At 50.4% G+C, this 18523-nt stretch carries 15 protein-coding genes; 13 read left to right on the plus strand and 2 right to left on the minus strand.

Annotated elements, in window-relative coordinates; all coding sequences use genetic code 11:
- From purD to ligA, 8 genes are all read left to right on the plus strand, one after another.
- Nucleotides 1-1257, plus strand: coding sequence for a phosphoribosylamine--glycine ligase (gene purD, locus R7V76_RS14820; RefSeq protein WP_318093950.1), 1257 nt, complete (start codon nt 1-3; stop codon nt 1255-1257).
- 209 nt (nt 1258-1466) lie between these two features.
- The gene (locus tag R7V76_RS14825) at nt 1467-3206 is read left to right on the plus strand and encodes an adenine deaminase C-terminal domain-containing protein (protein WP_318093952.1); all 1740 of its coding nucleotides are present in this window, start codon (nt 1467-1469) and stop codon (nt 3204-3206) included.
- A 67-nt stretch (nt 3207-3273) separates the two neighbouring features.
- On the plus strand, nt 3274-3588 hold the full coding sequence (locus tag R7V76_RS14830) for a YerC/YecD family TrpR-related protein (RefSeq protein ID WP_318093954.1): 315 nt from the start codon (nt 3274-3276) through the stop codon (nt 3586-3588).
- Between the two features lie 39 nt (nt 3589-3627).
- On the plus strand, nt 3628-5007 hold the full coding sequence (locus R7V76_RS14835; RefSeq protein WP_318093956.1) for a TrkH family potassium uptake protein: 1380 nt from the start codon (nt 3628-3630) through the stop codon (nt 5005-5007).
- A 12-nt stretch (nt 5008-5019) separates the two neighbouring features.
- The gene (locus R7V76_RS14840) at nt 5020-5244 is read left to right on the plus strand and encodes a hypothetical protein (protein ID WP_318093958.1); all 225 of its coding nucleotides are present in this window, start codon (nt 5020-5022) and stop codon (nt 5242-5244) included.
- Nucleotides 5245-5328: 84 nt separating this feature from the next.
- Nucleotides 5329-6012 (plus strand): heptaprenylglyceryl phosphate synthase, encoded by a 684-nt coding sequence (locus R7V76_RS14845; protein WP_318093959.1) that lies wholly within the window; start codon nt 5329-5331, stop codon nt 6010-6012.
- A 44-nt stretch (nt 6013-6056) separates the two neighbouring features.
- Nucleotides 6057-8282: a DNA helicase PcrA gene (gene pcrA, locus R7V76_RS14850; protein WP_318093961.1), complete on the plus strand. Its 2226-nt coding sequence runs from the start codon at nt 6057-6059 to the stop codon at nt 8280-8282.
- A gap of 14 nt (nt 8283-8296) precedes the next feature.
- Nucleotides 8297-10291: an NAD-dependent DNA ligase LigA gene (gene ligA, locus R7V76_RS14855; RefSeq protein ID WP_318093963.1), complete on the plus strand. Its 1995-nt coding sequence runs from the start codon at nt 8297-8299 to the stop codon at nt 10289-10291.
- A gap of 89 nt (nt 10292-10380) precedes the next feature.
- Here the strand turns inward: ligA and R7V76_RS14860 are convergent, their stop codons facing one another.
- Complete coding sequence (locus tag R7V76_RS14860; RefSeq protein WP_318093964.1) at nt 10381-10956, minus strand: class D sortase; 576 nt, start codon at nt 10954-10956, stop codon at nt 10381-10383.
- A 132-nt stretch (nt 10957-11088) separates the two neighbouring features.
- Between R7V76_RS14860 and R7V76_RS14865 the strand changes: the two genes are divergently transcribed.
- The 3 genes from R7V76_RS14865 to R7V76_RS14875 all read left to right on the plus strand — a co-directional run bounded on the left by R7V76_RS14865 (nt 11089) and on the right by R7V76_RS14875 (nt 14526).
- Nucleotides 11089-12267: a CamS family sex pheromone protein gene (locus R7V76_RS14865; protein WP_318093966.1), complete on the plus strand. Its 1179-nt coding sequence runs from the start codon at nt 11089-11091 to the stop codon at nt 12265-12267.
- Nucleotides 12268-12483: 216 nt separating this feature from the next.
- Nucleotides 12484-13338: a MurR/RpiR family transcriptional regulator gene (locus tag R7V76_RS14870; protein WP_318093967.1), complete on the plus strand. Its 855-nt coding sequence runs from the start codon at nt 12484-12486 to the stop codon at nt 13336-13338.
- 12 nt (nt 13339-13350) lie between these two features.
- A complete protein-coding gene (locus R7V76_RS14875) occupies nt 13351-14526 on the plus strand; it encodes an amidohydrolase (RefSeq protein ID WP_318093969.1) in 1176 nt (391 codons plus the stop codon).
- A gap of 61 nt (nt 14527-14587) precedes the next feature.
- Here the strand turns inward: R7V76_RS14875 and R7V76_RS14880 are convergent, their stop codons facing one another.
- Nucleotides 14588-14779 (minus strand): YwbE family protein, encoded by a 192-nt coding sequence (locus R7V76_RS14880; RefSeq protein ID WP_012369376.1) that lies wholly within the window; start codon nt 14777-14779, stop codon nt 14588-14590.
- A 191-nt stretch (nt 14780-14970) separates the two neighbouring features.
- Here R7V76_RS14880 and R7V76_RS14885 point away from each other — a divergent pair, with 191 nt between their 5' ends.
- Nucleotides 14971-15837: a DnaJ C-terminal domain-containing protein gene (locus R7V76_RS14885; protein WP_318093972.1), complete on the plus strand. Its 867-nt coding sequence runs from the start codon at nt 14971-14973 to the stop codon at nt 15835-15837.
- A gap of 7 nt (nt 15838-15844) precedes the next feature.
- A complete protein-coding gene (gene clpB / locus R7V76_RS14890; protein WP_318093974.1) occupies nt 15845-18418 on the plus strand; it encodes an ATP-dependent chaperone ClpB in 2574 nt (857 codons plus the stop codon).
- Nucleotides 18419-18523: the final 105 nt, after the last annotated feature.

An 18523-nucleotide genomic window follows, 5' to 3' on the forward strand; every position in this document is an offset into this window, starting at 1 on the left:
ATGAAAGTATTAGTAGTCGGTAAAGGTGGACGCGAGCATGCGCTCGTTTGGAAATTGGCACAAGACGTGCGTGTTGAAACCGTGTATGCTGCACCCGGCAACATCGGGATGACGGAAGCGGTCTGCGTGCCAATCCGGGAAGATGCGATTGAGGAATTGGTTCAGTTCGCACGGGATGAGCAGATTGACTGGACGATTGTCGGACCAGAAGGACCGCTTGTCCTTGGAATCGTCAATGCGTTTCAGGCAGCCGGCTTACCGATTTTTGGACCGTCACGTGAAGCGGCGGCGATTGAGGGCAGCAAACAATTCGCAAAAGCTTTGATGGACCGGGCCGGTATTCCGACGGCCGACCATGCCGTTTTTACATCAGCGGCTGAAGCGACTGCTTACATCCGCCGCCAGGGTGCACCGATCGTCGTCAAAGCGGACGGACTGGCAGCCGGGAAAGGGGTCACCGTTGCGACAACGATTGAACAAGCCGTTCAGGCAATCGACGAAATTTTTGCCGGTGACTTTGGTCAGCAGAGCAGTGTCGTAATTGAAGAATGTCTTGTCGGTGAAGAATGTTCGCTGATGGCCTTCGTCCATGAAGAAACCGTCATTCCGATGGTCTTGTCGCAAGATCATAAGCGAGCATTTAACGGCGACACCGGTCCGAATACAGGCGGAATGGGAGCTTACAGTCCCTTGCCGCAATTTGACGAAGCAGCCGTGACGGAAGAAGCGATGCAACGTGTTCTCCGTCCGCTTGTCGAACAAATGGCGAGCGAAGGGATTCCGTTTACCGGTTTCCTGTACGCGGGTCTGATGTTGACGAGCCGCGGACCTTCCGTCATCGAGTTCAACGCCCGTTTCGGTGATCCGGAAACGGAAGTCATCCTGCCGCGGCTCGAGACGGAGTTGCTTGACGTCATTATTCCATTGATGCAGGGGGATGTCCCGGAAGTCGTCTGGTCGGACGATGCCGTCGTCGGTGTCGTCATCGCGGCGAACGGTTATCCGGAACAGCCGGTGACAGGGCTTCCTGTTCAAACGTCGACGATCGGTTCCGATGTCCTGATTTTCCATGCGGGAACAGCTGCAGGCGATGAGGAGAAGATCGTATCAGCCGGAGGACGTGTTCTGGTCTGTGTCGCGAAAGCGAAAGACATGCAGCAGGCTGTCGCAACGGTGTACAACGGACTTGATTCGTTTGACCGGACCGGCTTCTTTTACCGGACGGATATCGCCAAAAAAGCATTTCGCACGACATAACGGATAAGCCGGTTCCACTCGCAGTGATGTGAGGGGGGCGGCTTTTTTTCAATGTTGCGGCGAACGTAACTTGTTTTCCGTGGCGGTTTTGTGTTATTTTGGCGAAATGGATTGAATTGACCACGAATAAGCTTGAAACTTTTCCGGTAACATTTTAGTATAAGAACTATAAGAAAGCGTTTTCAAATTAAAAAGGAGGTCGAGCTTTCATGAAAAAAAATTGTGGACGGTCCCCATGGACGAAAACAGAAGTCCGTACGCATCAAGCGGTCATCAACGGAAAGCTTGCACCTACACTCGTGATTGAAAATGCGACATACTTAAACCAAGGACTCAAAGCCTGGCGGACGGCAAACATTTGGATCAGCGGCGACCGGATCATTTACGTCGGACCGGATATGCCGGATACGGCGGATGAAATCTACGATGCGACAGGGAAATTTATCGTCCCCGGTTACATTGAACCGCATGCCCATCCGTTCCAATTGTATAATCCGGCGACACTCGCAAAATTTGCGGCAGAGCACGGAACGACGACACTCGTCAACGATAATATGCTGCTTTTATTAGAGCCGACGGAGCAAGCGTTTGCGCAGGTCGACGCATTGGCCGACCTTCCGACATCGATGTACTGGTGGGCCCGTCTCGATGCCCAGACGGAACTGGATGCCGACAGCATCACGATTGATAACCGGCGGATCCAAGCCTGGTTGAAACATCCACAAGTCATTCAAGCTGGCGAATTGACGGGCTGGCCGCGTCTGTCGCAAGGCGACGACGAGTTGCTGCAATGGATGCAGGATGCGATGAAGCTCGGTAAACCGATTGAAGGACACTTTCCGGGTGCTTCTGCAAAGACGTTAACAAAAATGGCACTGTTCGGCGTTACGAGTGACCATGAAGCGATGACGGTCGAAGAAGCGCTGATGCGTCTCGAACTCGGCTACACGACAACGATCCGCTATTCCTCGATCCGTCCGGATTTACCGGATATCTTTGCCGGTCTCGTCGAAGCGGGATTACAAAATTACGAGAAGGTACTGGTGACGACCGATGGCTCGACACCGTCCTTTTATAAAGCCGGTCTGATGGATGAGACGATCCGTCTGATGCTTGCCGCAGGGATTGCGCCGGAAGAAGCATACCGGATTGCGTCGTACAACGCAGCGCGTCACTTTAACCTCGATCATCTGCTTGGCAGTATTGCTCCGGGTCGGATTGCCCATTTAAACATCCTCGAAGCAAAAGACAAGCCGACACCGGTTGACGTCGTCGCCCGCGGGACCTGGGTCCGCAAAAACGATATTCCGTGTTATCCAGTCGAAGCACTCGACCGGGCAATTGATTTGATGCCGACTTCACAAGTCGGGCTTGATTTGACCGAACAGGACTTTTCGTTCAGCATGCCGGTTGGTCTTGAAATGGTCAATTCGGTCATCATGAAGCTCTATCAGGTCGAACACGATACAAGCATGCAGGTACTGCCTGCCGGATGCAATGAGTCGTTTTTGATGCTTGTTGACCGCGAAGGGAAATGGCGCCTGAATACCGTGCTGAAAAACTTTGCGACGCATGTCGGCGGGCTCGTCAGTTCGTATTCCATCAGTGGCGATATCTTGCTGATCGGAAAATCGAAACGGGATATGCAGATTGCCTTTGACCGGATGAAATCATTTGGCGGCGGGGTTGTTCTCGTCGAAGACGGAGAAGTGGTGGCAGAAGTTCCTTTGACCTTGATGGGGCAGACGTCTGATTTACCGCTTGAAGATCTGATCGTTCAGGAAACGGCGCTCCGTGAAGCACTGTTCGCCCGCGGCTATCAGTTTGAAGATCCGATTTATACGCTTTTGTTCCTGGCATCGACCCATTTGCCGTATGTCCGGATTACGCCGCAAGGAATTTACGAAGTCTTACGGAAAAAAGTACTTTTCCCGGCAATTTTGCGATGACGCTTGAAATTTAAAACGTCGCACTTTAAACTGTTAAAGAGCAACAAATGGGAAAGGGAGTTAGACGATGCAACTCGATAAATTGCGTGGAAAAGAACTCGATCAATTATTTACAGCCATCATGAAGATGGATTCATTAGAAGATTGTTATACGCTGTTTGAAGACTTGGCAACGGTCAATGAAATTCAGGCCTTGGCACAACGTCTCGAAGTCGCCCGTCAGTTACGGGAAGGCAACACGTATCATAAAATTGAAAAGGCGACAGGTGCTTCGACAGCCACTATTTCGCGTGTGAAACGGTGCCTGAACTATGGTTCCGGCGGCTACGACTTGGCGCTCGCACGATTAGGTGTCGTAGAGGAGGAAGTAGCGGATAACTAACCGGTTATCCGCTATTTCTGTGAAGGAGGACGAAGCCGGATGGATTTAGCGTATCAACAAAAACTGCAACATTTCATTCGAAAACTGACGCCGATCCAGTCACTCGTCATTATTTATTTTGTTGCCGTCATCATTGGTGTCATTTTACTGGGGTTACCCTGGTCGACAAAGGGCAATTACGACTGGGATTTCACGGATCTTGTGTTCATGGCCGTCAGCTGTGTCAGCGTGACCGGATTGACGACCGTCTCCGTCTCGGACACATTTACGACGTTCGGTTACTTTATGATCATGATTCTCGTGCAGGTCAGCGGAATCGGTTTGATGTCATTGCACATCGCGATGTGGGTCATCCTCGGCAAGCGGATCGGCTTTCGGGAGCGACAACTTGTCGTCCGTGACCAAAACCAGACGACGATGCAGGGAGTCGTCAAATACATTCGCGAAGTCATTTTGATTATCCTGTCGATTGAAATCATTGGAGCCTTGATTCTAGGCTTGTATTATACGAAGTACTTTCCGACGCTCGGCGAAGCGATGCTACAAGGACTATTTGGTTCCGTCAGTGCGACGACCAATGCCGGATTCGATATTACCGGAGAATCACTCCTGCCGTTCCGGGGAGATTTATTTGTCGTCTTCATGCAAATTCTACTGTTGACGCTTGGTGCGATCGGCTTCCCAGTCCTGGTTGAAGTCCGGCGGTATATCTCGTACCGGGCGACCCGCCAGTCGACCCGTCAGCCGTATCATTTTTCGTTATTTACGAAATTGACCGCATCGACGTTTTTCATCCTAGTCTTATTCGGAACGGTCAGTCTGTTGCTGTTCGAGTGGAATCAATCGTTTAAAGGATTACCGGTTAATGAAAAACTGGTCGATGCGCTGTTCCAATCCGTGACGACCCGAAACGGCGGACTGACGACAGTCGATATCACATCGTTTTCACAAGCGTCGATTTTTGTCCTGTCGATTCTGATGTTCATCGGAGCGTCCCCGTCCTCGGTCGGAGGCGGAATCCGGACGACGACGTTTGCCGTCGCCGTGCTCAGTGTCATCGCCTTTATCCGCGGTGAATACGGCATCAAAATCTTTGGACGCGAAATCGGTCAGTCGGATATTTGGAAAGCATTTGTCGTCATCGTCGTATCGACCGGCGTGACGATGATTGGACTGATTGTCCTGCTGATTTTTGAAGATGCACCGTTCCTCGTCCTGTTTTTCGAAGCCTGTTCCGCGTTCGGAACAACGGGGCTGTCGCTTGGAATTACGAGTGAGTTATCCGATGTTGGCAAATGGACGTTATCGGTCCTGATGTTCATTGGACGGATTGGTGTCATTTCGTTTGTCTTGCTGCTGAAGGCGAACCAACCAAAACGGAATTACAATTATCCGAAAGAATCGGTCATCATCGGTTAAGGAGGTTGTGACGTGAATCGGACATTTTGGATCAATTTTGGTTATATCTTTATGGTGCCGGCGTTACCGTTTTTAGCCCTCGTCAACGGACGGGCGCTCTGTTCGCCGGATTCACCGTTACTGGATGTCCCGGTACTCGGTTTTTTCCTGGCCGAGCCGTGGGCATTTGCCGTCCTTTATGCTTTTTTGTCCCTCGGTCTCGCTGCGCTGTTGACGAAGCGCCGGGCCCGTGTCTGATCGATCTGCCCCATCTCGCTCTGCGCGGGATGGGTTTTTGTTTTATACTGGGGAAAGAGAATGAGAAGAGAGGATGGAACGAACATGTTGTTACCTTATAATGAATGGCGTCATGTCTTTAAACTTGATCCGGCAAAGGAGATTGAAGAAGAAGTTCTTCAGGCGGTTGCGACTTCGGGAACAGACGCCATCATCGTCGGAGGTACCGATGATATCACCCTCGATGCGACACTTGATTTGCTGATGCGCTTGCGGCGGTATCCGGTCGCGGTGGCACTTGAAGTATCGGAGCTTGAAGCAGCGACGATGGGATTTGATACGTATTTGACGCCGAGCGTCCTGAACAGTGGAACGCTCGAACACGTGATTGAGAAGCAGGTCGAGGCGCTCGAAGAAGTCGGTCATATGCTGGCGCATCAAGACCTCGTCGGGGAAGGGTATATCGTCCTGAATCCTGACGCCAAGGTCGCACGTGTCACGCAAGCAAAACAGCTGACCGATGACCGGGTGGTCGCTTACGCGCAACTGGCGGACAGTGTATTCCGGATGCCGATCATTTATCTTGAGTACAGCGGCACCTACGGCGATCCGGCGCTCGTCGCTTCCGTCAAACGGGTCTTGAAGCAAGGTCGTCTGTTTTACGGCGGCGGCATCGACTCCGCTGAACGGGCGCGGGAAATGTTGACACATGCGGATACCATCGTCGTCGGCAACATCATCTATGACAATTTAGAAGCGGCACTTGCGACCGTCGCAGCAACACGATAAAATATAAGAACAAAAGTTCGGAATATAGAAATGAGGCTATTTAGATGTTTAATTTAAGTGAACAGCTTGTCAGCGGATTGAATCCGGAACAAGCAAAGGCAGTCAAGCATACCGATGGACCGCTTTTAATCATGGCGGGAGCAGGCTCCGGAAAAACCCGTGTCCTGACACACCGCGTCGCCTATTTGATGGCAGCGAAACAAGTCGCGCCGTGGAATATCCTGGCGATTACCTTTACGAATAAAGCGGCACGTGAAATGCGTGACCGGATTGCTCGGCTCGTCGGTGGTGTCGCCAATGATATCTGGGTTTCGACCTTCCACTCGATGTGTGTCCGGATGTTGCGCCGTGATATTGAAAAAATCGGCTACAACCGGAACTTTACGATTCTCGATTCCAGTGATCAGCAATCCGCACTGAAACTCGTCTTAAAAGAACAAAACCTCGATCCGAAGAAGTGGGATCCCCGGTCGATGCTGTCGATCATCTCGAGTCAAAAAAATGAACTGCGCAGTGCCGAGTTCTATGCATCGATCGTCACGAATCCGTATGAAAAAACGGTTGCTGAAATTTATAAAGGATATGAAGCCGTCCTGCGCCGTAACAATGCGCTTGATTTTGACGACTTGATTGGGAAGACGACAGAACTGTTTAAACAAAATCCGGATGTTTTGGCATTTTATCAACGCAAGTTCCAATACATTCATGTCGATGAGTATCAGGATACGAACAAAGCCCAGTATGATCTCGTTAATCTCCTGGCAGCAGCCCATCAGAACTTATGTGTCGTCGGGGACTCGGATCAGTCGATTTACCGCTGGCGGGGAGCTGACATTGCGAACATCCTGTCGTTTGAGGAAGATTATCCGACAGCGAAAGTCATCCTGCTCGAACAAAATTACCGTTCATCAAAACGAATTCTCGATGCAGCGAACCATGTCATTCAAAACAACAGTACCCGCAAAGACAAGAAACTCTGGACGGAAAACGCGGAAGGCGAAAAATTGATTGTCCATACGGCGGAAAACGAACGCGAAGAAGCGTTTTATATCGTCCAGGAAATCCGCAATGCGTTGCGTTACGGCATGAAACTGAACGATGTTGCGATTCTCTACCGGACGAATGCCCAGTCACGGGCGATTGAGGAAACATTACTGAAATCAAATGTCCCGTACAAGATGATCGGCGGCACGAAGTTCTATGATCGCAAAGAAATCAAGGATGTCCTGGCTTATCTGCGTCTGATTTCCAATCCGAACGAAGACTTATCGTTTGCCCGGATCGTCAATGAACCGAAACGCGGTATCGGAGCAACGACGATTGATAAATTACGTGATTTTGCCGACCTGCAGGGCGTGTCCCTGATGGAAGCCATCCGCGATATCGAATTGTCGAGCATTGCGCCGAAAACGGCAGCCAAACTGACGGACTTCCGGACGATGATTCTCGGCTTGCAGCAAATGCAGGAGTTTATCAGCCTGTCTGAACTGGTCGAAGAAGTCCTCGAGAAGACCGGATACCGTCAAGTGTTGAAAGAGGACAAAACGCTTGAAGCACAAAGCCGTCTCGAAAACATCAACGAGTTCATTACCGTTGCGCAAAACTTTGAAAAAGAGACCGAAAAAGCAGATCCGGAAGAACAAACAATCATCGCCTTCTTAACCGATTTGACGTTGGTCGCTGATGTCGACTCGCTCGATGAAAGTGATCCGGGCGAACAGGTAACCTTGATGACATTGCACTCGGCAAAAGGACTTGAGTTCCCGATCGTCTTCCTGATTGGAATGGAGGAAGGATTGTTCCCGCACAGCCGCTCCCTGCAGGATGAAGATGAAATGGAAGAAGAACGCCGTCTTGCTTACGTCGGGATTACCCGGGCCGAAAAACGCCTGTATCTCTCGCACGCGCGGATGCGTTCGCTCTACGGTCGGACGAATGCCAATCTCGAATCCCGTTTCCTTGCCGAATTACCGGAGGAAGTACTGGAGCGGACCGGTAAAAAACCGAAACCGTTACCGTGGGAAGACCGTCCGGTGCCGCAAGGAAAAGCCGTCATCGGTCGTTCGGTCACGAAACCCACGGCGATGAAGACGTCAGGCGCGGAGTCACTCGGCTGGAACGTCGGAGACAAAGCGGAGCACGGAAAATGGGGTCGCGGTACCGTGGTACAGACACGCGGAGCAGGAGACAGCCTTGAAATCGATATCGCCTTCCCGGAAGTCGGTGTCAAACGGTTGCTGGCGAAATTCGCACCGATCAAAAAGGTATGAGTGGAGGCGTCAAGATGACAGAACAGGCACGAATCGAAGAATTACGCCAAAAATTAAACCAATACAGTTATGAATATTACGTGCAGGATCAACCGACTGTTCCGGACAGCACCTATGATCAATTGTTGCGGGAACTGATGGAACTCGAAACGGCACATCCGGAGCTGATCACAGCAGATTCACCGACGCAACGCGTCGGTGCTGCGCCGCTCGATGCCTTTGAGAAGGTGACCCATGATTTACCAATGTTATCGCTCGGCAACGTCTTTGATGAGACGGAGATTCGGGAGTGGGTCGCCCGCATCGAACGCTCTCTCGGTCGGTCGACGACGTACGTGGCAGAGTTGAAGTTTGACGGACTCGCCATTTCGCTGAAGTACGAAGACGGACAACTTGTCCGCGGGGCGACGCGCGGCGACGGGACGGTCGGCGAGAATATCACGCAAAACCTCCGGACAATCAAAGCCTTGCCGCTCCGGTTGCGTCAAACGGAGACGGTGGAGGTCCGGGGCGAAGCATATATGCCGAAACAATCGTTTGAACGTCTTAATGCAGACCGGGCCGAACGGGAGGAAGCGCTGTTTGCCAATCCGCGCAATGCAGCGGCCGGTAGTTTGCGTCAGCTCGACTCTTCGATTACAGCATCCCGTAATCTGTCACTGTTCGTCTACGGTGTCGGTGTCAATACACTGAGTGCCCGTTCGCACAGTGAAGCGATGCAACAACTGGCGGAACTCGGACTGCCGACGAACAAGGAGATGCAGACGTGTGAGACGGTCGAAGAAATTTTGGCGTACATCGACCACTGGACACGGGAACGTGCCAACTTACCGTATGAAATTGACGGGATCGTCTTAAAGGTCGACCGTTATGACGATCAGGAAGAACTCGGCTTTACAGCAAAAAGCCCCCGTTTTGCGACGGCTTATAAATTTGCCGCCGAAGAAGTCATGACAACGGTCGAAGAAGTCGATTTCAGTGTCGGACGGACAGGGAAAGTCACGCCACGTGCCCGGTTTGCCCCGGTCGTTGTTGCCGGTTCGACCGTCAGTTATGCGACGCTCCACAATGCCGATTTCATTACGGAAAAGGACATTCGGCTGCACGATCAAGTCATCATCAAAAAAGCCGGAGATGTCATCCCGGCAGTCGTCAGCGTCGTCGTCTCGGAACGGACAGGGGACGAACAGCCGATTGAATTCCCGGCGCATTGTCCGGCCTGCGAATCCGAACTCGTTCGTCTTGAAGGCGAAGCGGATATCCGGTGTGTCAGTCCGGAGTGCCCGGCTCAACTCGTCGAAGGCATCATTCACTTCGTATCGCGTCAAGCGATGAACATCGACGGCCTCGGTGAAAAAGTCGTCCGTCAATTGTACGAACACGAAGCAATCCGGACGCTTGCCGATCTGTACCGCCTCGACCGGGATGAATTGCTGACGTATGAACGCATGGGTGAAACGTCGGTCGATAATCTCCTGACCGCGATTGAAGCGTCGAAGCAAAACTCCTTGGAACGGTTGATGTTTGGTCTCGGGATTCGATTGGTCGGTCAAAAAGCGGCATACCTGCTGGCAGAACGGTTTGATTCACTCGAGGGCATCGCACAGGCGGACTATGAAGATATTTTAGCAATCGACGGAATCGGCAGTAAGATTGCCGATTCTGTGACGAAGTATTTTGAACATCCGGAAGCGCAGGCACTGATCAAGGATTTGGCAGAACTCGGACTGAATCAACAGTTTCTCGGACAACGGGTCGATCAATCGAATGCTCCGCTCGCCGGGAAAACGATTGTGCTGACCGGAACGCTCGAATCACTGAAACGTTCGGAAGCCGGCAAGCGGCTCGAATTGCTTGGAGCGGACGTAACCGGAAGTGTCAGTAAGAAAACGGACATTTTAGTAGCCGGGGAAAAAGCCGGTTCGAAGTTAACGAAAGCCGAGTCGCTCGGAATTGAGATTTGGAATGAAACGCAACTGCTTGAAGAGTTGGCGAAATACGAAGGATAACAGAACATCCGTCAAACGGATGATGGGAATACAAACAGGGAAGGCGCATGATTCACGGCGCCTTCCCTGTTTGCTGTTGAAATGGTGTGTTACAACGATTCGGTTTTGATTAACACACCTTGTTTGATTAACCTGTTGGTTGCCGTTTCCGGCGGATCACACGTAATCAGTGTAATGGTTGCTTGTTTCACGTCCTGATGCAAGACGGACAAATCGGTGGGTTTGACCAGTTGTGACGTCTTCATTTGATAGGTATAGCGGTGACTTTTTGTTGTTACGATCACATGCGCGCCTGCTTTCAACTCAGGAAGACGGTTGAAATGAAGTCCTTTCGTAAAACTACGGTGTCCCGCTAAGGCATAATTCCCTTTACCGGGAGCGCCGGTCGCTTTCAGGTGACCGATACTTTGATCGAGGACAGCCGTCGAAGCCCCTTCTAAAATGACCTGTTCAAAGTCAAGGGATGGAATCGTCAGTAAGCCGCTGCCGTTCGTTGCGACCGGCTTCTTCGTTTCCTTTGCATCGACCGCTTGTAAGTTTTGTGTCCACTGTTGCTTCAGCTCTTCCGCGGCCGCCTGTTTTTGATGGTTGGTATACAGCGGCCAGAGAATCAGCAGGATGCCCGCAATCAGAAGAAGCAGGCCCAAAAATTTTTGTCGTTTCATGAAGTATCCTTTCATCTGCTGTTTTAGCAGGATCGTTTTTTGAAAATCAGGGGAAAACTACACCTTCCCGGATGGAAAACTATTCTGTTATGATAGAGAGAACGATTTTAAAAACATGGGGTGCGTAAAGAAATGAAATCTAAAAAAATAGCAGCGTTGACGTTGACGAGTACATTATTCCTCGGCGCGTGTTCGTTTGATTTGTCACAGAAAAGCGATACAAAAGAAGTCATTACAGAGAGCGAACAAGGAAAAGAAGTTCAAGCCGTCGTCAGTCCGGCAATTGATACAACCGATTCCTATTATCGGACCGTCTTACCGTTCCGACCGAGTGTCGCCCGCGGGATGACACAAAAGCGGATTAGTTCCCGCCTGGAACTGGATGAAATCGAGACCGGTCTGATGCGTCACTCCACTCAATTTTTTGCTCCAGATAAATACTATTATCAGGAAGGACAGTTACTGCAAGCCGATCAGATTGCCCAGTGGCTGTTGCGAAAAGGAAAATCCGGGGATGGTGTCAGTGATCCGAATGGCCTGAATCCTGCGTATACGACCGGAAAATCCTATAAAGAAAAAAACCAAAAGTCTCCTTTGATTCTATCGCACATTTTGGAACAGGACTACATGTTGGAAGAAGATAAAAAACTCGAACTCGGCGGGACGTCAGTTGCTTTAGTCTTAAACAGCGAGTATGTTTTCCAAGATGAAAACTACGGTCCGACCTATACTGTAAAACTTGATGAGAAAAAAGTCATTGCAGAAGGAAAGCGGATGGCCAATGAGTTGGTCAAGAAAATGCGGAAAACGGACGGGGTCAAAACGACACCGATCCATGTGGCCTTGTATTTGCAGGAAAGTGAAGGATCACCGGTCTCCGGTCATTATGTCTCTTCTGCCTTCATCGGCCGTGGCAATCAAATCAGTTCAAATGACTGGAAAAACTATGACGAAAAGTATTATTACTATCCGTCCGGTGCCGCGACGAACGATGTCCGGGATGATGCTGCGAAGTTTGATTTATTTAAAGACCGCCTTGAAGACTACTTCCCGAATTACACCGGTATGATGGGCGAAGGGTTTTACCAGGAAGGTGAACTGAAAAAGTTAGAAATTAAGATTCCGGTGCAGTTTTACGGAAAAGCAGAACTCGTAGCGTTTATTCAATACGTGACCTACCTGCTCGAAAATCGTTGGGAATACAATCGGAACGTTCCGACAACGATTACCGTCACGAACTTGAACGGTGATACGGAAGCAATGTTATTCATCGAGCCGGATACGAAAAAGCCGATCGTCAAGATTCGCTGATTTTATTTGGAAAGACTCTTTGCGCAAGCAGGAGTCTTTTTTTTTGCGGCTGAGCTGATTTTTAAACACAATCAAAAATTGATTTACTATTGTCAGATTTCTTTAGATTTACGAAAGCCGTCTTGAAAGCGCATAATAGAAAAGAAGCATAATGCGAATCAGACAAATCTATGCTGAGTTCGCCTGTTTTAATTCATGGTAAAGGGAGCGGTTCGCATGAAAGGTGGTATTTTTTCACAGATTAGCGCCGTCCACGAAGAGTTACCTTCTTCTTCGCGGAAAGTCGCTGATTTTGTTTTAGCGCATATGAATGAAATCGCGGGGATGACGATTCATCATTTAGCCGAAGAATCGGGGACAAGTGCGGCAGCTGTCGTCCGATTTTGCCGGGCACTCGGTTTAAAAGGATATCCGGAACTGCGGATGCGGATTTCAGCGGATACGGCACGAACAGATTTAAAAGGGTATCATGATATCGAAAAAAATGAACGGCCTGCTGACTTAGTGGAAAAGACGGTCAGCAACAGCATTCAAGCGTTACAGGATACGGCCAAACAATTGAGTGAAGACCGGATTGCGGAAGCGACGGATGTACTGGATCAGGCACGGGCAATTTACTTTTATGGAATCGGCGCATCAAACGTCGTCGCACTGGATGCTGCCCAAAAATGGACGCGTGTCGGGAAACTGACGATTCAGGAGTCCGATCAGCATCTCGTCGCGACGATTCTTGCGAACGCCAGTCCGGAGGATGTCTTTTTTGCAATTTCCTACAGCGGGGAAACAGAAGAGGTTGTGGAGTTGATCCGGCTCGCCAAGATCCGGGGCTTGAAGGTCATCAGTTTGACACGGTTCGGGGATAATCGGGTCAGCCAGCTGGCGGATATCGCCTTATGGACGTCACGGGCTCCGGAAGCGCCGTTACGAAGTGCAGCCTTAAGTTCGCGTCTCGCTCAGTTGTTTGCGATTGATGTGTTGTTTTTATCCTATGCCGCCGTCCATTATGACGATACGATTGAACGGTTGCAGTATACACGGGAAAGTGTAAAAATGTTGCACAGTAAAAAATAGGGGGCGTACATAATGAAACAGACAGTGGAAGAGATGGTGGAGCAGTTATTTCCGGTGATGGTCGAACGGCGTCGGTATTTACATCAACATCCGGAGTTGTCGTTTCATGAGGTCGATACCCCGAAATTCATTGCGGATCGATTGACGGAGCTTGGGATTGAAGTCCGGACCGGTGTCGGCGGCCGGGGGGTAGTCGGAACGATCCGTGGGGGGAAACCGGGAAAAACGGTCGCACTACGGGCAGACTTTGATGCGTTACCGATTCAGGATGAAAAAACCGTTGGTTACCGATCGACCGTCCCGGGTGTCATGCATGCATGCGGACATGACGGGCATACAGCGACGTTGCTTGCCGTTGCCGAAATTCTGGTCCGTCAGAAAGAACAGTTGGCAGGGAACGTCGTCTTGATTTACCAACACGCGGAAGAAGTGGTTCCGGGCGGGGCACGGGACATGGTGGCCGACGGATGTCTTGACGGCGTCGATGTCATCTTCGGAACCCATCTCTGGTCAACGACGAAACTTGGAACGATTGGTTACCGGATCGGTCCGGTCATGGCGGCGGCCGACAAGTTCGAGCTGACTTTGTTCGGACGCGGAGGGCACGGTGCGAAGCCACACGAAACGATTGATGCCGTCGTACTCGGTGCGACCGTGGTTAAAGAATTGCAAAGTATCGTCAGCCGCCGACTCGATCCGCTTCAACAAGCGGTCTTGACGATTGGTACACTGCATGCTGGGAATACGTTTAACGTCATCGCCGACAGTGCGGAACTGACGGGGACGATCCGGACGTTTGATCCGGAAGTCGCCGAGCAAATCGTACGTGAAATGGAACGGACAATCAAAGGGGTATGTGACGCGGCAGGGGCGACCTATTCGTTTACGTACGAAAGAGGGTATCCGGCGGTCGTCAATCATCCGGAAGAAACGAACCTTTTGCGGACCGTGGCATCTGACATCATGGGTGCGGATCACGTCTTTGAAATTGCTCCGACGATGGGTGGCGAAGATTTCGCTTATTACTTGCAACAGGTGCCCGGTACCTTTTTCTTTACCGGGGCAGGGGACGAAACCTTTTACCCGCATCATCATCCGAAGTTTGACTTTGAAGAACAGGCGATGCAGCATGCTGCCCGGATCTTAATCGAAGTGACCTTACGTTACCTCGAGCGCTCCAGTGAATGAAGAAAAGCTCCTCGTTCTCCGGCAGATGGCCGGAAAGCGGGGGGCTTTGTCGTGTGCTGAATTATAAGATTTCCTGAACCCGGCCGACTTGCCCGTCTTCGAGACGGACTTTGATACCGTGCGGGTGATTTGGTGACTTGGTTAACAGATCCTTGACGATTCCTTCCGTCCGTTTCCCTGTCCGTTGGTCTTGCTTTAATACGATACTGACGTGTTGCCCGATTTTGACGTCGGCGCGTTTTTTACCATCCATGCCTTGATCGCTCCTTTTTCCTGATGCTAGTTGTCAGTATATCATGGTTTCTGAAGTGAAACTTGTTTGAGGAAAATGCGTAAAGTGAAAAGAACAAAAGAATCGTCAAAAAAAGTTTGACTATATTTGACCAATTGACTGACTAATTTTATAATTAAGATACAGAACAAAAAGTTAAGGGAGTGATCAGAGTGGCGAAAGACTACTATCGGACGCTTGGTGTCGAGAAGACGGCATCGAACCAGGAAATCAAGCGGGCCTACCGAAAGCTTGCGAAACAATACCATCCGGACGTCAATCAGGAGGCGAGTGCGGATCAGCGCTTTAAAGATATTCAGGAAGCATTTGATGTCCTTGGGGATGAAGAAAAACGGGCACAGTATGATCAATATGGAAGTAATTATGAACGGATGGCAGGAGCAGGTTACGGACAGTCGGCTGACTATGATGATCTTTTCCGTCAATTCAACGGTCGTCAATCGCGGCCGTCGGGATCGGCAGGACAGTCGTTTGGATTCGAGGATATGTTTGGTTCGTTCTTTAGTCAGGAACCCGAGGAAACGGACGAAGAACTCGAGTTGACGGTTCCGCTGAGTCATCTGAGTCAAAATGATAAGGTGACGATTCGACTGGCGACAGGAGCCATTCAAATGAGTCTGCCAAAAGATTTGTATGACGGAAAAAAAGTCCGCTTACGCGGTAAAAGTTCGAAACGCAACCGCAAAGGCATCGCGGGAGATGTGTACGTGACGATTCATCTGAAGGATGATGAACAGTTCCGCCGCCAGGATACCGACGTCATTTCGACAGTCCGGGTTTATCCGACCGTATTTGTTCTCGGGGGAGAAGTCGTCGCAGATACGTTGGAAGGAAAACGTGTCAAATTGAAAATCAAGCCCGGCACAAAACCGGGAGCCCGGCTCCGTATTCCGAATCGGGGACTCAGTAACCGGGAAGGACACCGCGGTGCTCTGTTGGTTCAACTGGAAGTAAAATTACCGGAAATGGAACCGTCGTTTTATGAAGAGTGGGAAAATCGTTTATCTGTGAAGGAGTGACGGAAAAATGGATTTCGAAAAATTAACAGACCGGGCACATGAAGCTATCGTATCGGCACAAGCCATTGCCAAACAACGTCGACACAGTGAGATTACAGAGTGGCACCTGTTGCTCGCTTTACTCTCACAAGAAGAGGGCATCGCACGGATTGTTTTTGAGAAGCTGGACCAACGGATTGACCAGTTGGAGACAGGTGTGAATGAAGCACTCGGACGATTACCGGCACTTAGTCAATCCTCGACGCCGCGCATCAGTAACTCCTTGTTGCAGGTCTTGACGGAAGCCGAGACGGAAGCCCGTTTGATGCAAGACGATTATGTTTCTGTCGAGCACTTATTATTAGGTCTTATCAAACAATCAAGTCCGGCGACACAATATTTGCGGAACCAGGGTGTGACTGAACAGGTCTTACGGGAAGCAATCATCGAAATGCGGGGCAACCGGAAAGTAACGACTAAAAATCCGGAAGCGACTTTCGACGTCTTAAAGAAATATGGCCGCGATCTTGTCGCAGACTTCCGGTCCGGGAAAACCGATCCGGTCATCGGACGAGATGACGAGATCCGCCGTGTCATCCGGATTCTCAGCCGGAAAACGAAAAATAATCCGGTTTTGATCGGGGAACCGGGTGTCGGGAAAACAGCCATCGTTGAAGGTCTGGCGCAACGGATTGTCCGGGGAGATGTACCGGAAAGTCTGAAAAACAAACAGTTGTTCAGTCTCGATATGAGTACGCTTGTGGCGGGTGCGAAATACCGCGGAGAGTTTGAGGAACGTCTGCAGGCGGTCTTAAACGAAGTTAAGGAAGCCGAAGGACAGATTCTGTTGTTCATCGATGAACTGCATACGATTGTCGGTGCCGGAAAAACCGAAGGGGCGATGGATGCCGGTAACATGCTGAAACCAATGCTTGCCCGCGGAGAGTTGCACTGCATCGGGGCGACGACTTTAGATGAATACCGGAAATATATCGAAAAAGATCCGGCACTCGAACGCCGATTCCAACAGGTCCTTGTTGCGGAACCGGATGTCGAAGATACGATTTCGATTTTACGGGGACTAAAAGAACGATTTGAAATTCATCATGGTGTCCGGATTCATGATAATGCCCTGGTTGCAGCAGCAATCCTGTCCGACCGGTATATCACGGACCGTTTTATGCCTGATAAAGCCATCGATTTAGTCGATGAAGCCTGTGCCATGATCCGAACCGACATGGAATCGATGCCGGCTGAACTGGATTCGCTTGTCCGCCGTGTCATGCAGCTTGAAATCGAAGAAGCGGCACTGAAAAAAGAAACCGATGAAGCCTCCCGGAAACGACTCGAGACGCTCCAGCAGGAACTCAGTTCTGTGCGCGAGGACGAGAGTGCGCTCCGGACACGATGGGAACGTGAGAAAGACAGTTCCCAAAACGTCCAGCAACTGCGGGCCGATCTTGAAAAAGCAAAACTTGCCCTGCAGGAAGCTGAAGGACGATACGATTTGAATACAGCATCCGAAATCAAATACGGGCAGATTCCCGCTCTTGAGAATCAGTTGAAAGTTGCGGAAGAGTCGGCGGAACACGTATCGCATGAACTCGTCCGGGAAGCCGTGACAGATGAAGAAATTGCCGATATCGTATCGAAGTGGACAGGGATTCCGGTCAGCCGACTCGCACAAGGCGAACGTGAGAAACTGCTGTATTTGGAAGATACGCTGCACGAACGTGTTTTTGGTCAAGATGAGGCCGTCCGACTGGTGTCGGATGCAGTCATCCGGGCACGTGCCGGAATCAAGGATCCGAACCGCCCGATTGGTTCATTCCTGTTCCTCGGACCGACAGGGGTCGGGAAAACGGAACTGGCGAAAGCTCTCGCAGCAGCCATGTTTGACAGTGAGGAACACATCGTCCGGATTGATATGTCGGAATATATGGAGAAACACAACGTATCACGTCTGGTCGGAGCACCTCCGGGTTATGTCGGGTATGAAGAAGGCGGTCAATTGACAGAAGCCGTCCGCCGGAGTCCGTATTCGGTCCTCCTGTTTGACGAGATTGAAAAAGCCCACGGAGACGTTTTTAACATCTTACTTCAAGTGCTCGACGACGGACGTTTGACCGATGCACAAGGACGGATGGTCGATTTCAAGAATACGATCGTCATCATGACATCCAACATCGGATCGAATATTTTACTTGAAGCAGCAAAAGACGGAGAAATTGATGCGGCAGAAGAAGAAGCCGTCCGTCAAGAGTTGAAAAAGTATTTCCGGCCAGAGTTTCTGAACCGGATTGATGACACGATTCTCTTCCATCCTCTCCACCGGGCGGAAATTGAACGGATCATCGACAAAGCGGTCAGCAAGATGGCGGATCGTCTGTCCGGTCGTGAAATTACGATTGATGTGACCGAAGCGGCAAAAACATTGATTTTCAATGAAGCGTTTGAACCGCAGTACGGGGCACGCCCGATCAACCGCTATATCCAGCGGACGATTGAAACAAAGCTGGCACGGGCCTTGATCAGTGGATCCATCCAGGACGGTTCACACGTCGCAATCGATACAGACGGTACAGAATTGATTATCCGTTGAAGTATAGTCTAAAAGGTCGTCTCGTCCTCTGACAGTCAGGGGAGAGACGACCTTTTGAATGAGAAGGAAAACTAAAAAGAACAACGGCATATCTCATGATGAAAA

The sequence above is a fragment of the Exiguobacterium artemiae genome (assembly GCF_033342815.1).
Lineage (GTDB): Bacteria > Bacillota > Bacilli > Exiguobacteriales > Exiguobacteriaceae > Exiguobacterium_A > Exiguobacterium_A artemiae_A.

Bases quoted from the DNA above. Each gene is read 5' to 3' on its own strand.
- purD (WP_318093950.1), top strand. From the start codon at position 1: ATGAAAGTATTAGTAGTCGGTAAAGGTGGACGCGAGCATGCGCTCGTT.
- R7V76_RS14825 (WP_318093952.1), top strand. From the start codon at position 1,467: ATGAAAAAAAATTGTGGACGGTCCCCATGGACGAAAACAGAAGTCCGT.
- R7V76_RS14830 (WP_318093954.1), top strand. From the start codon at position 3,274: ATGCAACTCGATAAATTGCGTGGAAAAGAACTCGATCAATTATTTACA.
- R7V76_RS14835 (WP_318093956.1), top strand. From the start codon at position 3,628: ATGGATTTAGCGTATCAACAAAAACTGCAACATTTCATTCGAAAACTG.
- R7V76_RS14845 (WP_318093959.1), top strand. From the start codon at position 5,329: ATGTTGTTACCTTATAATGAATGGCGTCATGTCTTTAAACTTGATCCG.
- pcrA (WP_318093961.1), top strand. From the start codon at position 6,057: ATGTTTAATTTAAGTGAACAGCTTGTCAGCGGATTGAATCCGGAACAA.
- ligA (WP_318093963.1), top strand. From the start codon at position 8,297: ATGACAGAACAGGCACGAATCGAAGAATTACGCCAAAAATTAAACCAA.
- R7V76_RS14860 (WP_318093964.1), bottom strand. From the start codon at position 10,956: ATGAAACGACAAAAATTTTTGGGCCTGCTTCTTCTGATTGCGGGCATC.
- R7V76_RS14865 (WP_318093966.1), top strand. From the start codon at position 11,089: ATGAAATCTAAAAAAATAGCAGCGTTGACGTTGACGAGTACATTATTC.
- R7V76_RS14870 (WP_318093967.1), top strand. From the start codon at position 12,484: ATGAAAGGTGGTATTTTTTCACAGATTAGCGCCGTCCACGAAGAGTTA.
- R7V76_RS14875 (WP_318093969.1), top strand. From the start codon at position 13,351: ATGAAACAGACAGTGGAAGAGATGGTGGAGCAGTTATTTCCGGTGATG.
- R7V76_RS14880 (WP_012369376.1), bottom strand. From the start codon at position 14,779: ATGGATGGTAAAAAACGCGCCGACGTCAAAATCGGGCAACACGTCAGT.
- clpB (WP_318093974.1), top strand. From the start codon at position 15,845: ATGGATTTCGAAAAATTAACAGACCGGGCACATGAAGCTATCGTATCG.